The organism is uncultured Zhongshania sp. (assembly GCF_963975605.1).
Classification (GTDB): domain Bacteria; phylum Pseudomonadota; class Gammaproteobacteria; order Pseudomonadales; family Spongiibacteraceae; genus Spongiibacter; species Spongiibacter aquimaris.
Genome location: NZ_CAXBHN010000002.1, coordinates 240648 through 254478, shown reverse-complemented (window position 1 = coordinate 254478; position 13831 = coordinate 240648). Strand labels below are relative to the sequence as shown.

The window sequence follows — 13831 nt, the reverse complement described above, 5'->3', positions numbered from 1 at the left end:
GCGACACCATAAAGTGTTGGTTATTGGTTTATGCGTCTTAAAAGTATCAAGTTAGCGGGTTTTAAATCGTTTGTAGATCCGACGACAGCTCATTTCCCGACAAATTTGTCGGCGGTGGTCGGCCCGAACGGCTGCGGCAAATCAAATATTATCGACGCCGTGCGTTGGGTAATGGGGGAGAGCTCGGCTAAAAACCTGCGTGGCGAGTCAATGACAGACGTCATATTCAATGGCTCGGTCAATCGCAAGCCTGTTGGTCAAGCCAGTATTGAGTTGGTGTTTGATAATACCGATAAGAAACTGGGCGGCGAATACGCGGCTTACGATGAAATAGCTATCCGCCGCAAAGTGACCCGTGAGGGTCTCTCCGAATACTATCTTAATGGCACCAAATGCCGTCGTCGCGATATCACCGATATATTTCTAGGCACCGGTCTGGGGCCTCGCAGTTATGCCATTATTGAGCAGGGCATGATCTCGCGCTTGATCGAATCTAAACCGGAGGAATTGCGGGTATTTATCGAGGAAGCGGCGGGCATATCCAAGTACAAGGAACGTCGCCGCGAAACTGAAAACCGCATGCGTCGAACCCAAGAGAATTTGGAGCGTTTGACCGACCTTCGCGACGAGCTCGAACGGCAGTTGCAGCATTTGCAGAGACAGGCCGCAGCGGCGGAAAAATATACAGAATACAAGAAAGAAGAGCGTTTACTAAAAGCCCAGCTACAGGTTTTACAGTGGAAGGCGCTGGACGATAAGGCTGGTTTAAAAGAAAAGGAAATCAATGCCTTAGAGCTGGAACGTGAAGCGATTGTTACAGAACAGGTTGGCTTAAATACCGGGATCGAGCAGGCACGAGACCAGCACAGCCAGTTGAATGACGCGTTTAACGAAGTGCAGGGCCGGTTTTACAGTATTGGCGCAGAAATCGCGCGAGCAGAGCAGGGCATTCAGCATCAGCAGCAACGTCGTCAGCAGTTAGATGCAGACCTGCAACAGCTCAGTGTGAATATGCTTGAAACCACGCGGCATTTGGAAAGCGATCGTGAAAAGATTGCGCTCTGGGAAGAGGAAATTACCGAGATCGAGCCGGAGTTGGAAATCACTGACGCCGCTGAAGAAAGTGCCGCCGACGCATTGGCTAACGCAGAAGATGCCATGCAGTCCTGGCAGCAGCGTTGGGACGAGTTTAACCAACTGGCGGCGGGCCCGCGTCAACGCGCAGAAGTCGAACAATCTCGAATTCAGCATTTGGAGCTGAGTTTACAGCGTTTGCAAGAGCGCATTGAAAAGCTGGACCAAGAGCGCCGTGGCCTGAATCTCGACGAAAGCGACGATGATATCGAGTTACTTCAACAGGAAACGGCAGAAGTTGAATTAGAGGCATCATCTGCGCAGGAGCGTCACGAGCAGATTATTCCGCAGATCAGCGAGTGCCGTGAGCGCATCAAGCTTGCGAGCGACGAGCTGGATAGTTGTCGAAGCGAATTGCAACGTATGCGCGGTCGTATGGCATCACTGGAAGCCTTGCAACAGGCCGCGCTGGGTCAGGGCGACAAAACTACCGCGAAGTGGCTTGAAGAGCAGGGCCTGGCGAACACGCCGCGCTTGGCAGAGCAGCTTAACGTTGCCGATGGCTGGCAGCAGGCGGTCGAGACCGTATTAGGTGATCAATTACAAGCCCTGTGTGTCGATTCGTTGGACGGTGTTTGCGGGATTTTAGACGGCCTCAAAGAAGGTAGTGTTTGCTTTGTTGAAGGCGCGGCAAGCTCCACTTCCTCTACTGTCACTCTCGCTGACAAGGTTAGCGGTAATGCAGCGTTGCTTGGCGTTCTGAGCAGTGTTCGTGTTGCAGATGATTTAGTTGCAGCGCTGGCAATGCGCTCTGGACTGGCAGCGCACGAGTCGGTGATTACCCCCGAGGGCTTATGGCTAGGTGCAAATTGGCTGCGTGTTAGCCGTGGCAACACCGAGCAGGGTGGCGTATTGCAGCGTCAGCAGGACTTGCAGGAATTGCGCGAAGCGATAGACGCCGCTGAGTTGCGTATTCAAACTATTGTTGATGGCTTAGATGCCGATCGCGGCTTGTTAAAGACACAGGAGCAAGATCGGGAAAACCTCAACCGCGAAGTGCAGCAATTTAATCGCCAATACAGTGAGCTGAAAGCCAAGCTAAGTGCCCAGCAGGCGCGCGTTGAACAAGTTTTAGCTCGCCGTCAGCAATTGGATGGCGATGGCAAAGACTTGCGCAATCAGTTCCAGTTAGAACAAGAGTCTGTTGCCGAAGCAAGAATGACCTTGCAAGAAGCGATTGAATCTATGGAGCAAGACTCGGGTAAGCGCGAAGCTCTGCTTAGCGAGCGCGATAACAATCGCACAATTCTCGATGCGGCTCGGCAAACGGCTCGGCAGAGTAAGGATCACGCTCACCAACTCGCGATGCGCCATCAGTCACTGCGCACCCAGCGCGACTCCGTATTACAGAATATTGGCCGTACCGAAGAGCAATTGGCTCAATTGCAGGAGCGTCGCGAGCAACTGGCGGCGAGCTTAGATGAAAACGACGCGCCGATAGATGATTTAAAAATTGAATTAGAAGCCCGTCTCGAACAGCGCTTAGCGGTTGAAGAGGAATTGGCTGAATCCCGCCGCGCGCTTGAAGTGGTCGACCACCAACTTAGAGAGAACGAGCAAAAGCGTCACGGTATAGATTTACGTTTGCAGGCTGTGCGTAATAGCTTGGAGCAGGCTAGGGTAGAAAATCAGGGGCTGCAAGTTAGGCGCAAGGGTTTACAAGATCAGCTGCAAGAGGCGCAGTTTGATCTTCAGTCAGTGCTCGAAAGCCTGCCTGAAAATGCCAATGAAGCTGAGTGGCTAGAGTCCTTAGAGCAAGCGGGCAGACGTATTGCTCGGCTGGGCCCGATAAACCTGGCGGCGATTGAAGAGTATAAGCAGCAATCTGAGCGCAAAAACTACCTGGATTCGCAGAACAGCGATCTGGTCGAGGCCCTGGAAACCTTAGAAGGCGCTATTCGTCGTATCGACAAAGAAACTCGCAACCGTTTCAAGGAAACCTTCGATAAGGTAAACGGCGGTTTGCAGGATCTATTCCCGAAGGTGTTTGGGGGCGGGAGCGCCTCACTTGAAATGACCGGCGACGATTTGCTGAACACTGGTATTTCGATAATGGCGCGACCACCGGGCAAGCGGAATAGCACAATTCACTTGTTGTCGGGCGGCGAAAAAGCACTAACAGCTATTGCTCTGGTATTTTCGATTTTCCGACTTAATCCCGCGCCGTTTTGTATGCTTGATGAAGTTGATGCACCGCTAGATGATGCCAACGTTGGACGTTACGCTCGTCTGGTGAAGGAGATGTCTTCCGAAGTGCAGTTTATTTATATTAGCCACAACAAAATAGCGATGGAAATGGCGCACCAGCTAATGGGTGTGACTATGCACGAGCCGGGGGTTTCACGCCTTGTCTCGGTAGATCTTGAAAAAGCGGCAGAAATGGCAGCGATGTAAAATAGCGCAAACGGGCTAAAATCTGGATATTTCCTAAATCGCGTGGAACAATGGCGACAGAACTTTATCCAAAGCCACAGCAAATTTTCGAGGATACGGCCACTGCGGCTAATTTAAGGGCTAGGTAATGGATCTCAATGTGAGAGATTGGTTAATTATTATTGGCGCTTTGCTGGCGACGGCGGTGCTACTTGACGGCTTTCGGCGCATGCGCAAAGACCGCCAGGATACTATTCGATTACGGTCTAGAAATCGACAGGACGAAGTCGACCTGTCTAATCCTGAATTACCATCGGGTACAGCTCGTGTGGTGGCGGTGAGGGAAACGCCGAGCTTGCACGTAAAGCGCGCCCACACGCCAGCACCAAAGCCACGTCGCGAACCTGAATTCGCCGTCGATGACGCCGTTGAGGACGTCGAAGTCGATGACGATAAAAATGATAGTTATGACGAAGATAGTTTTGCAGACAATGCTTACGATGATGATGGTCATGACGCAATCAAGGCGCTCGACGACAATATCTTGTTTACTGATCCGGCTGACGAGTATCGCTCTAAAACTCCCGAAGAGGATGACGACGAAGACGAAATCGTAGCGGGTTGGTCTTCCCATTCCGGCGATGACTATGATGATGAGCCGTTGCGGGCGCAAGCAGACGATGCACCCGAACATATCGTTGCTGGGGATGCTGATAAAGGCGCTCCGACTAAGGGCGATAGCGCGCCGACAGAGCATCACGAGCTGCTTGTCATTAATGCCATGGCAGCTGAAGGTAAGCCATTCAAAGGCAATGACCTACTGCAAATTTTGATGGCCTGCGATGTTCGCTATGGAAAAATGAATATTTTCCACCGTTATGAAAAAACGGATGGTACTGGCGAGATTCAATTCAGCGTTGCTAATTTGGTCGAGCCTGGAAATTTCAATCTTGATGAAATCGATGAATTTACCACCCCAGGTGTCGTGTTCTTTATGCATCTACCGGGTCCCAAAGAAAGCATCAAAGCCTACGAAGCGATGGTTGAAACCGCGCGTTGCTTAGTAAAAAATCTTGAGGGAGAACTGCGCGATCAGACTCACAGCGTAGCGACCAAGCAAACCCTTGAACATTATAAACAACGCATCCGGGATTTTGAGCGTCGTCAGCTAACCCTGATGTAATCGCGGTGCACGATAATAACGGCGTTTTGAATGTCTGACAGTTCCCTGCGAGAGCGCTTAACGGCGCTCCGCGATCAGCTCCACCACCATAGCTATCAATATTATGTGCTCGACGCGCCGCAAATTCCGGATGCTGAGTACGATCGACTATTTAACGAACTTCTGAGTATTGAGAAGGCACACCCCGAGTGGCAAAGTGCCGACTCGCCGTCGCAGCGAGTTGGCGCCGCCCCTTTGCCGGCATTCAGCCAGGTTCGCCATGAAACCCCGATGTTATCGCTTGATAATGTGTTTTCTGAACAAGAGCTGCTGGATTTTGATCGCAGGCTCAAATCACGTTTAGAAGAGGGCGTCGCCGTCAGTTATGCCTGTGAGCCAAAATTGGACGGCATTGCGGTAAGCTTGCTCTACGTAGACGGCGTATTGATTCGCGGCGCTACCCGTGGCGATGGCAGGGTGGGCGAAGACATCACTCAAAATGTCAAAACCATCACCTCAATTCCCATGCGACTGCGTGGCAATGATTTGCCAGATGAATTGGAAGTGCGGGGTGAAATCTACATGCCTCGCGCTGGTTTTGAACGCATAAACGCCCTTGGTCGAGACACCGATGGCAAAGTGTTTGTGAATCCTAGAAATGCAGCGGCGGGCAGTTTACGTCAGCTCGATAGTCGAATTACGGCCAAACGCCCGCTGGAAATGAGTTGCTACGGTATCGCCCAGCAGGAGGACGAGTCACTTTTCGCCACCCATAGCGAAGGCCTGCAGCGATTGCGTGAGTGGGGCTTTTTGGTTAGCCCGGAACTGCGAGTGGTCGACTCTATTGCCGGGTGTCTCGCTTACTATCAGGATCTATTAGCGCGCCGAGATGCCTTGGCTTACGATATAGACGGCATTGTCTTTAAAGTAGATTCCTTGGCGCTGCAGGGACAGCTCGGTTTTGTGTCCCGCGCACCGCGCTGGGCAATTGCGCATAAATTTCCTGCGCAGGAAGAAATCACTTTGCTCCGCGACGTTGAATTTCAGGTTGGTCGAACCGGCGCAGTTACACCAGTTGCCAAATTAGAGCCGGTGTTTGTCGGTGGTGTGACCGTCAGCAATGCGTCCTTGCATAATTTTGACGAAATTGAACGCCTCGGAGTGATGGTGGGTGACTATGTCATTGTTCGCCGCGCGGGAGATGTTATTCCACAGGTCGTTCAAGTTGTTTTAGATCGCCGTCCTGAGGGCGCCACTAATATCATTGCTCCCGAGCATTGCCCGGTTTGTGGAAGTGCCCTTGAGCGTGCGCCCGGTGAGGCGGTGTTGCGTTGCAGTGGTGGTTTGGTTTGCGGTGCCCAGCGCAAAGAGGCAATTAAGCATTTTGCCAGCCGCAAAGCCATGGATATTGATGGCCTTGGCGACAAGCTTGTTGAGCAGTTTGTAGACGCGGGATTAATTGAAACCGTTGCTGACCTGTATTTGCTAACGGTTGAAGCCATCGCCGATTTGGAGCGAATGGGGCAAAAGTCAGCGGAGAATTTAATCGCCGCACTTGAAAAATCTAAAGTGACCACCTTACCGCGCTTTTTGTATTCGCTCGGTATTCGTGAAGTCGGCGAGGCAACGGCCCTTAATTTGGCGCGTCATTTTGGCGGCTTAGCTGAGTTGATGGCAGCGACTGAAGAGATGTTGGTTGAGGTAGAAGATGTCGGCCCGATTGTCGCCAGTCACGTTCACGCATTTTTTGCAACGGAGTTTAACCGTGAGGTAGTTGCCCAGTTGAGCGATCGCGGCGTGAATTGGCCGGCGGCGCAAAAACAGGGCGGCGAACAACCTTTGGCTGGGCAAACCTGGGTGCTTACCGGTAATCTTGAATCGATGACCCGCAGCGAGGCCAAAGAAAAATTGCAGGCACTTGGGGCGAAAGTTGCTGGCAGTGTGTCGGCGAAAACGGATTGTGTTGTGGCGGGTGCCAGCGCAGGTTCAAAATTAGCGAAGGCAGAGGCCTTGGGTGTCAGGGTGCTTGATGAGCAGGGGCTGCTTGCTGTTTTCGCAAGTGAAGGTGGCGCGGTATGAGAATTTTATTTGTTGTCCTCGTCACACTTGTGGTGTCAGCGTGTACCACCTCGCCGCCGCGCAACCCTGGCGATATTTGCTCAATTTTCCGCGAGAAAGATGATTGGTACGGTGATGCCAAAGACGCCTCTGATAAATGGAAATCACCCATCCCGATAATGATGGCCATTATGTATCAGGAGTCACGCTTTGTTGCCAATGCCAAGCCTCCTAAAAAGTATTGGTTAGGGTTTATTCCCGCAGGTCGGATGTCAGATGCCTATGGTTATGCCCAGGCCAAAGACGGCACCTGGAAATGGTATGTAGATAAATCCGGGAACTGGGGAGCAGATCGCGATGACTTTGCTGATGCCATCGACTTTGTAGGCTGGTATAACAATACCAGTAATAAAATAAATGGCATCAGTAATACCGACGTTTATAGTTTGTATATGGCTTACCACGAGGGCCATGGCGGTTTTAAAAAACGCAGTTTTGACGGCAAGCCCTGGTTAAAAAGGGTTGCTGGAAAAGTGTCTTCGCGTGCGGCGACCTACGGTACTCAACTCAGCCGCTGTGAGAAAGACCTTAAACGCGGCGGCTGGTTTTTCGGCATTTTTTAAGCAGTTGGCCAACTACCATTCCCCGGTATTTGCCATCGACAACCAGGGTTCTTGTGGCGGAAGTGCGTCGCCGCGCTGTAACAATTCAATGGATATTAAGTCCGGAGAGCGCACAAAAGCCATGTGGCCGTCACGGGGCGGCCTGCTAATCGTTACGCCTGCATCCATAAGTTTTTGGCAGCTTGCATAAATATCATCTACGGCAAATGCCAGGTGACCAAAATTGCGACCTCCGCCATAATTTTCGCTGTCCCAGTTATAGGTCAGTTCAATGGTCGGCGTTTGGCTAATTTTTGCCCTGGCATAGTCATCCGGTGCGGCTAGGTATATCAGGCTGAAACGGCCTTTTTCGCTGTCGTAGCGTTTTACTTCTTTCAGTCCTAATAGCTCACAATAAAAATGCATGGACGCATCTAAGTCTTTAACGCGAATCATAGTGTGAAGATATTTCATAATCGTGCCTTTAGTCCTTGGGGGAAAATCTTACGCTGCGCTTTGCATAAGGGCAGCGCTGTGCTTCTATGTTGGTAGTTGCGGGTTTTGATTGAAGGTTTAATTCATGTTTCTGATAACAGCGAGCGGCTATTTGTGTCTGAGAGTAAACAAAAACATTTGCTGATTGTATACCACAGCCAGTCGGGCAGAAATGAAAGTTTAGCTTACGCTGCATGCCGAGCAGCACGGGAAGCTGAATCGGAAGTAGAAGTGCGGCTGCTGAGAGCGGCCGAAGCGGGCACGAGGGATATCGAATGGAGTGATGGCTTGCTGCTAATCTTCCCCGAAAATTTCGGTGTTATTGCTGGCGGTATGAAGGATTTCTTTGATCGCACCTTCTATCCGGTCATAGATCGGCAAATTGTTCGCCCCTTCGGTGTTTTGATTTGCACCGGCAATGATGGCAGTAACGCCTTGCGGCACTTGCAGCGCATAGCTAAAGGCTATTCATGGCGTTGCGTGAGCGAACCGTTAATTACGACTGGGGCACCCAATTCTGAACACATTAACGAGGCTGAGGAGCTGGGCGCTGCCTTTGCGGCTGGGCTCAGTATGGGCGTTTTTTAGCCCGAATTTGGTTTGCCGCAGGTTTGGTGATCTCTGATTGTTCACTTTGATCTAAAGCGATCTACTATTCGTACCGCTTGTGGCACTATTCATGTGCGAGCATAGCGGTAAACCACATTTTACTTCTGTGAAATACCGACTAAACTCACTATCAACCCCTATGGTGTGCCGCTTGTTAGTTGCGAGACCCGCGGGGGCGAATAATTAAAATAAATTTTATCGGGAGAGTCTTTAATGACAAGAAAGCGCATAGTAAATCGTCGTGTCGCGCCTATGGTGTTGGCAGTTGGCTTGTGTGCAAATCCGGCTTTGTATGCGGCGCCGGCACTAGAAGAGGTGTTGGTTACGGCTACGCTGAGAACCGAAAGCCTGCAAGATGTTCCCGTGTCAGTCAACGCGATGGCTGGCGAAAAAATGCAGGAGGCAGGTATTGATAAGATTGAAGACCTGCAAGCCTATGTGCCCAACTTATCTATGTCAGAGACGGGCATAGGGACCAATATTTATATTCGCGGTATTGGCTCAGGTATTAACCCCGGTTTTGAGCAGTCCGTCGGTATGTATTTCGACGGTGTTTCCTATAGCCGCGCGCAATTAACCCGTGCACCATTTTTAGACTTGGCCCGTGTTGAGGTTCTGCGTGGTCCGCAAAATATTCTCTACGGTAAAAACAGTATTGCAGGGGCTTTGAGCCTCGTTTCAGCACGGCCTGGGCAAGAGCAGGAGGGTATGATTTCGGGCTTATACGAGCCGGATCACGATGAAAAGATTGTTGATTTTATGGTATCTGGTCCAATAACCGATACGCTGGGCGCGCGCGTAGCTATTCGTAAACGTGAATTCGGTGGGTATATTGAGAACTTGACCTTAAACCGTGATGAGCCGCAGCGGGACGAGTCTACAATTCGCGCAATTTTGGACTGGGATGCAACACCCGACCTCACGGCGATGCTCAAATTTGAATTGGGTAAGTTCGATGTGCTGGGTAGGCAGGTAGAAATCGTAAACGATCAGCCGTCGGCTATATTAGGTGGCGCAACCTATTCGCAAGCTTTGGCGGGTAGCTTCGGTGCCGATTCGTCAGTCTTAAATACAAAACAAGACTACAAGCGTTCGTCGAACGGCGATTACAGTAATAACCGCACTAAAAACATTACTCTTAACGTCGACTATGCCCTAGGTGAAAGCACTTTGACCTTCATCACCGGCTTATTACAGTATGAGTTTGATGAGCTTTGTGACTGTGATTTCACTGGTGCGCCTGTATTTAGCGTACCGTTTGAAGAAGACTACGATCAATATAGCCAAGAAATTCGCTGGGTGTCTGCGGCGGGTGGCACATTAGAGCATATCGGTGGTGTCTACTATCAAAAAAGCAATTTAGATTTTTACGATAGCATCGTAATCGATTCCGGCATTATTCCAGCAGCGGTGTCTTCACGAGTGCGTGCGCAGGCCATTGCTGCAGGTGATTCACCGGCTGTAGCCGATGCTAAGGCTGCTGGAGCAAGCGCTGCGATTGCCAATACGACAACACCTCGGAATTTCACGAGTGACGCCGAGTTATGGTCGGTTTTCTGGCAAACAACGTGGAATGTTAATGATCGCTTAAGAGCGACTTTGGGTTTACGTTATTCAGATGAGACCAAGGATGGCGCTCGGAGCTTAACCGTTGCTGACCTCGCGGGCACAGAGCGCCCAATTGGTACTGTAGATGGCGTATTGGCGAGCTTGTTTAAGATGGAGCGCCACGACCTTAGTGGCAGCCAAAGCGGCGGTAAGTTGGCGCCGTCTTTGAATGTGCAATTCGATGTGAATGACGATGTAATGGCCTACGCAACAGCTAGTCGTGGTCATAAGTCTGGCGGTTTCGATGCGCGATCAAACGCTTCCCCAAGTGCGGCTCCCAACCCAGTTGGTGCGTCAATATCTGGGTCATTTGAATATGACGAAGAGCAGGCAACCAGCTTTGAAGTGGGTGCTAAAACCAGCTTTATGGATGGTCGAGGCGAGCTAAATATTGCCGCGTTCTTTACCAAGTATGACGATCTACAAGTCAGTATTTTTGACGGCACCCTGGGCTTCAACGTCGGCAATGCCGGTGCCGCAGAAACCAAAGGTATTGAACTCGATGGTCGCTTTGCGTTGACCGATAACCTCTTGATGACGGGCGCTTTGGCCTTTCTTGATTTCGAGTTTACCGACTTCCCAAATGGTCAGTGTTATCAAGGGCAAACGCCAGATTCGACAGTTAATGGCGTGAACTATTGTGACTACGAAGGTATGACGAACCAGTATGTGGCGGATTATTCCGGCAACCTTGGTTTTGTTTATACTCGGGAATTTGGCGATGCAATGGAGTTTCGTGCAGCGACTGATTTCACCTTTACCGATGATTACAATTCGTCGCAAAACCTAGATCCTAGTCAAGAGCAAGATGGCTATGTTGAGGTAAATATGCGTTTGGCCGTTGCCGATGTGAAGTCAGGTTGGGAAGTCGCACTCATCGGTAAAAACCTGACGGATGAGGATGTGGTCTCTTATTCAAATGATGTACCGCTTGCGGATAGCAGCTTTGGCAGTATCGGCCATTATGCGTTTATCGAGCGGCCACGCAGTGTTGCGGTGCAGGTGGCTTACCGTTGGTAATCATGTGAAAACAATGGAGTGGCTTTGTTCTTAAGATTAAAGAGCGCGATGTGAGTCGCGCTCTTTTTTACTTGTATTTGTTGCCCTCATTAAAGACTCTTATTTGGATTAAAAGAGCTAAGTCGTTGAACTAATCCCCAAAATAAGTTATGTTTTCATTGCATACATCTTGGCTTATATCTAAAATGTAAGCTATCTTGAGATTAGGCTGCTGAGTAGCCCTTGGCTATTGGTAGCACTATAAATATAAAACTATCGCACCTGGAGGTCTCATGACCTTGAAACGTCCTGATTTTGGTTTTCATCGTTCTGCAATAGCAACGGCTATTGTGCTGTGTTCCTCATACTCCGTTGCCGCTCCTGTCCTTGAGGAGGTGATTGTTACCGCCACTATAAGGGCGGAAAGTTTACAAGATGTTCCGGTTTCCGTTAACGCCGTGTCCGGCGAAAAAATGATGGAGGCTGGTATTGGCAAGGTTGAAGACCTGCAAGCTTATGTGCCGAACCTAACAATGTCTGAAACCGGTATTGGCACCAATATTTATATTCGCGGTATCGGCTCTGGTATTAACCCAGGCTTTGAACAGTCTGTGGGTATGTATTTTGATGGTGTTAGCTATGGTCGAGCTCAGCTGTCACGCGCACCATTTCTCGACTTGGCGCGTGTAGAGGTTTTACGTGGCCCGCAGAATATTTTATTCGGTAAAAACAGCATTGCAGGTGCTCTGAGCTTGATATCTGCCCGTCCGAGTCAGGAATTCGAAGGCATGGTTTCTGGTACGTATGAAGTTGAAACCAATGAGCGAGTGCTGGATCTTGTATTGTCGGGCGCGATGACGGATACCATTGGTGGTCGTTTGGCAATCCGTAAGCGCCAAACCGATGGCTATATGGAAAACCTCACTCTTAACCGCGATGAGCCAGAACGGGATGAACAGACTATTCGGGCCATTTTTGAATGGGATGCGAGTGCAAATTTAACCGCTGCGCTAAAGTTGGAAGTTGGTCAGTTTGATGTAAATGGTCGTCAGATTGAAATTATTAATGATAATCCTTCGACAGATAGTACATTTAACGGCGAGACATATGCGGGGATTCTAGAAAGCTATGAGGTTGGACCTGGCGGTCTTCTAGGTACCGTGAGTTCTGATCCGTCAGTACTTAATAATCGCCAAGATTATAAGCGATCTTCAAACGGGGATTTTAGCTATAACGACACTCATAATGTGACGTTGAATGTTGATTACGCGTGGGGTGACCATACCTTTACGTTTATTACCGGCATTTTGGGGTATGAAACATCTGAATTATGCGACTGTGACTTTACCGGTGCGGAGGTGTTTAGTGTTGCTGCTGAAGAGGAGTACTCACAGTTTAGTCAAGAAGTTCGCTGGGTATCCCCTGTGGGCGAAGATTTTGAATTTATAGCGGGTGCTTTTTACCAGCAAAGTTCTTTGGATTTCTTCGATAGTATTAGAGTTGGAAGTGATATCTTGCCGACATTGCTAAACGGTGCAGATGTCCTAGAAGGCGGTGCTCGTGGTGAGACACCTCTTGATGGCGACATAATAGGTGGTCCATTAGGATTGCCTGTTTCCGGTGTGGGTGATGCCGGTACTGAGATAATTAATTTGGGGACCCCGCGTAACTTTGCATCAGATACTAAGTTACTTTCTGGCTTTATCCAGGCTACCTGGAATGTGAGCGATTTTACCCGCGCAACGCTGGGCTTACGTTATTCCTATGAAGAGAAGGACGGTAAGCGCAGTCTTGATTTAACTGATATTACTACGGGGCAAAGTCGTGATATCGGGGAGGTTGATACTGTTGTAGCAAAAAACTTCTCCGCTGAGCGTCATAATTTAAGCGGTGACCGTTCCGGCGGCAATTTGGCGCCATCACTGAACCTTCAGCATGACTGGAATGATGATGTGATGCTGTATGCCACAGCGAGTGTTGGATATAAATCTGGCGGGTTTGATGCTCGGTCAAATTCGTCACCGGGTGGTGGTAAAAATCGTCCAGCTGCTCCTGAGATAGATGGGAGCTTTGAGTATGACGATGAGCAGGCAACCAGCTTTGAGCTTGGTGCTAAAACCACATTACTAGGTGGTGCTGCTGAGTTGAATGTCGCGGCTTTCTATACTGAGTACGACGATCTTCAGGTTAGTATTTTTGACGGAACATTGGGTTTTAATGTGGGTAATGCTGGTGCGGCGACCACAATGGGTTTAGAGCTAGACGGTCGTATGGCGTTGACAGAGAATCTGATGATGACCGGCGCATTAGCCTTCTTGGATTTTGAGTTTACAGAATTCGCTAATGGCCAGTGTTATCAAGGGCAGGCTGTAGACTATGAGGTTGATGGTAACCCTTACTGCGACTATAAAGGTAAGACTAACCAGTATGTTGCCGATTATTCAGGTAACCTGACATTTGTTTATACCACGATGCTGTCTAAGGATCTTGAGTTCCGTGGTGGTGCCGACTTTGTGTTTACCGGCGCTTATAACTCTTCACAAAACTTAGACCCAAGCCAAGAACAGGATGCTTACATTAAAGCTAATTTGCGCCTCTCTTTAGCTGATGTTGCTGCCGGTTGGGATGCCGCGATTTTGGTTAAGAATTTGACGGATGAAACCACCATTTCTTATTCAAATGACACGCCGTTATCTAACAGTACTTTTGGCTCGATCGGTCACTATGGTTTTATTGATCCACCAAGGACTACGGCTCTACAAGTAACATATCGCTGGTATTAAGATTGCTC

8 protein-coding genes are annotated in these 13831 nt (G+C 49.6%); 7 read left to right on the top strand and 1 reads right to left on the bottom strand.

Annotation, left to right across the window (positions count from 1 at the left end):
- Positions 1 to 30: 30 nt before the first annotated feature.
- The 4 genes from smc to AAC007_RS03455 all read left to right on the top strand — a co-directional run bounded on the left by smc (position 31) and on the right by AAC007_RS03455 (position 7350).
- Positions 31 to 3528, top strand: a complete 3498-nt coding sequence (gene smc / locus AAC007_RS03470; RefSeq protein WP_339674616.1) for a chromosome segregation protein SMC — start codon at positions 31 to 33, stop codon at positions 3526 to 3528.
- 127 nt (positions 3529 to 3655) lie between these two features.
- The gene (gene zipA / locus AAC007_RS03465; protein WP_295871859.1) at positions 3656 to 4690 is read left to right on the top strand and encodes a cell division protein ZipA; all 1035 of its coding nucleotides are present in this window, start codon (positions 3656 to 3658) and stop codon (positions 4688 to 4690) included.
- A 30-nt stretch (positions 4691 to 4720) separates the two neighbouring features.
- The gene (ligA, locus tag AAC007_RS03460) at positions 4721 to 6748 is read left to right on the top strand and encodes an NAD-dependent DNA ligase LigA (protein ID WP_339674615.1); all 2028 of its coding nucleotides are present in this window, start codon (positions 4721 to 4723) and stop codon (positions 6746 to 6748) included.
- On the top strand, positions 6745 to 7350 hold the full coding sequence (locus AAC007_RS03455) for a transglycosylase SLT domain-containing protein (RefSeq protein WP_295871865.1): 606 nt from the start codon (positions 6745 to 6747) through the stop codon (positions 7348 to 7350). The genes ligA and AAC007_RS03455 overlap by 4 nt, the downstream gene beginning before the upstream one ends.
- Before the next feature lie 12 nt (positions 7351 to 7362).
- Here AAC007_RS03455 and AAC007_RS03450 read toward each other — a convergent pair whose 3' ends face one another.
- Entirely contained in the window at positions 7363 to 7803 is a 441-nt protein-coding gene (locus tag AAC007_RS03450; protein ID WP_295871867.1) for a VOC family protein, read from the bottom strand.
- Positions 7804 to 7938: 135 nt separating this feature from the next.
- On the opposite strand from AAC007_RS03450, the gene AAC007_RS03445 reads away from it, so the two are divergent.
- The 3 genes from AAC007_RS03445 (at position 7939) to AAC007_RS03435 (ending at position 13823) form a co-directional block, all read left to right on the top strand.
- Entirely contained in the window at positions 7939 to 8412 is a 474-nt protein-coding gene (locus AAC007_RS03445) for an NAD(P)H-dependent oxidoreductase (RefSeq protein WP_295871870.1), read from the top strand.
- 234 nt (positions 8413 to 8646) lie between these two features.
- Complete coding sequence (locus AAC007_RS03440; RefSeq protein WP_296435299.1) at positions 8647 to 11061, top strand: TonB-dependent receptor; 2415 nt, start codon at positions 8647 to 8649, stop codon at positions 11059 to 11061.
- A 272-nt stretch (positions 11062 to 11333) separates the two neighbouring features.
- On the top strand, positions 11334 to 13823 hold the full coding sequence (locus AAC007_RS03435; RefSeq protein ID WP_339674614.1) for a TonB-dependent receptor: 2490 nt from the start codon (positions 11334 to 11336) through the stop codon (positions 13821 to 13823).
- Positions 13824 to 13831 lie beyond the last annotated feature (8 nt).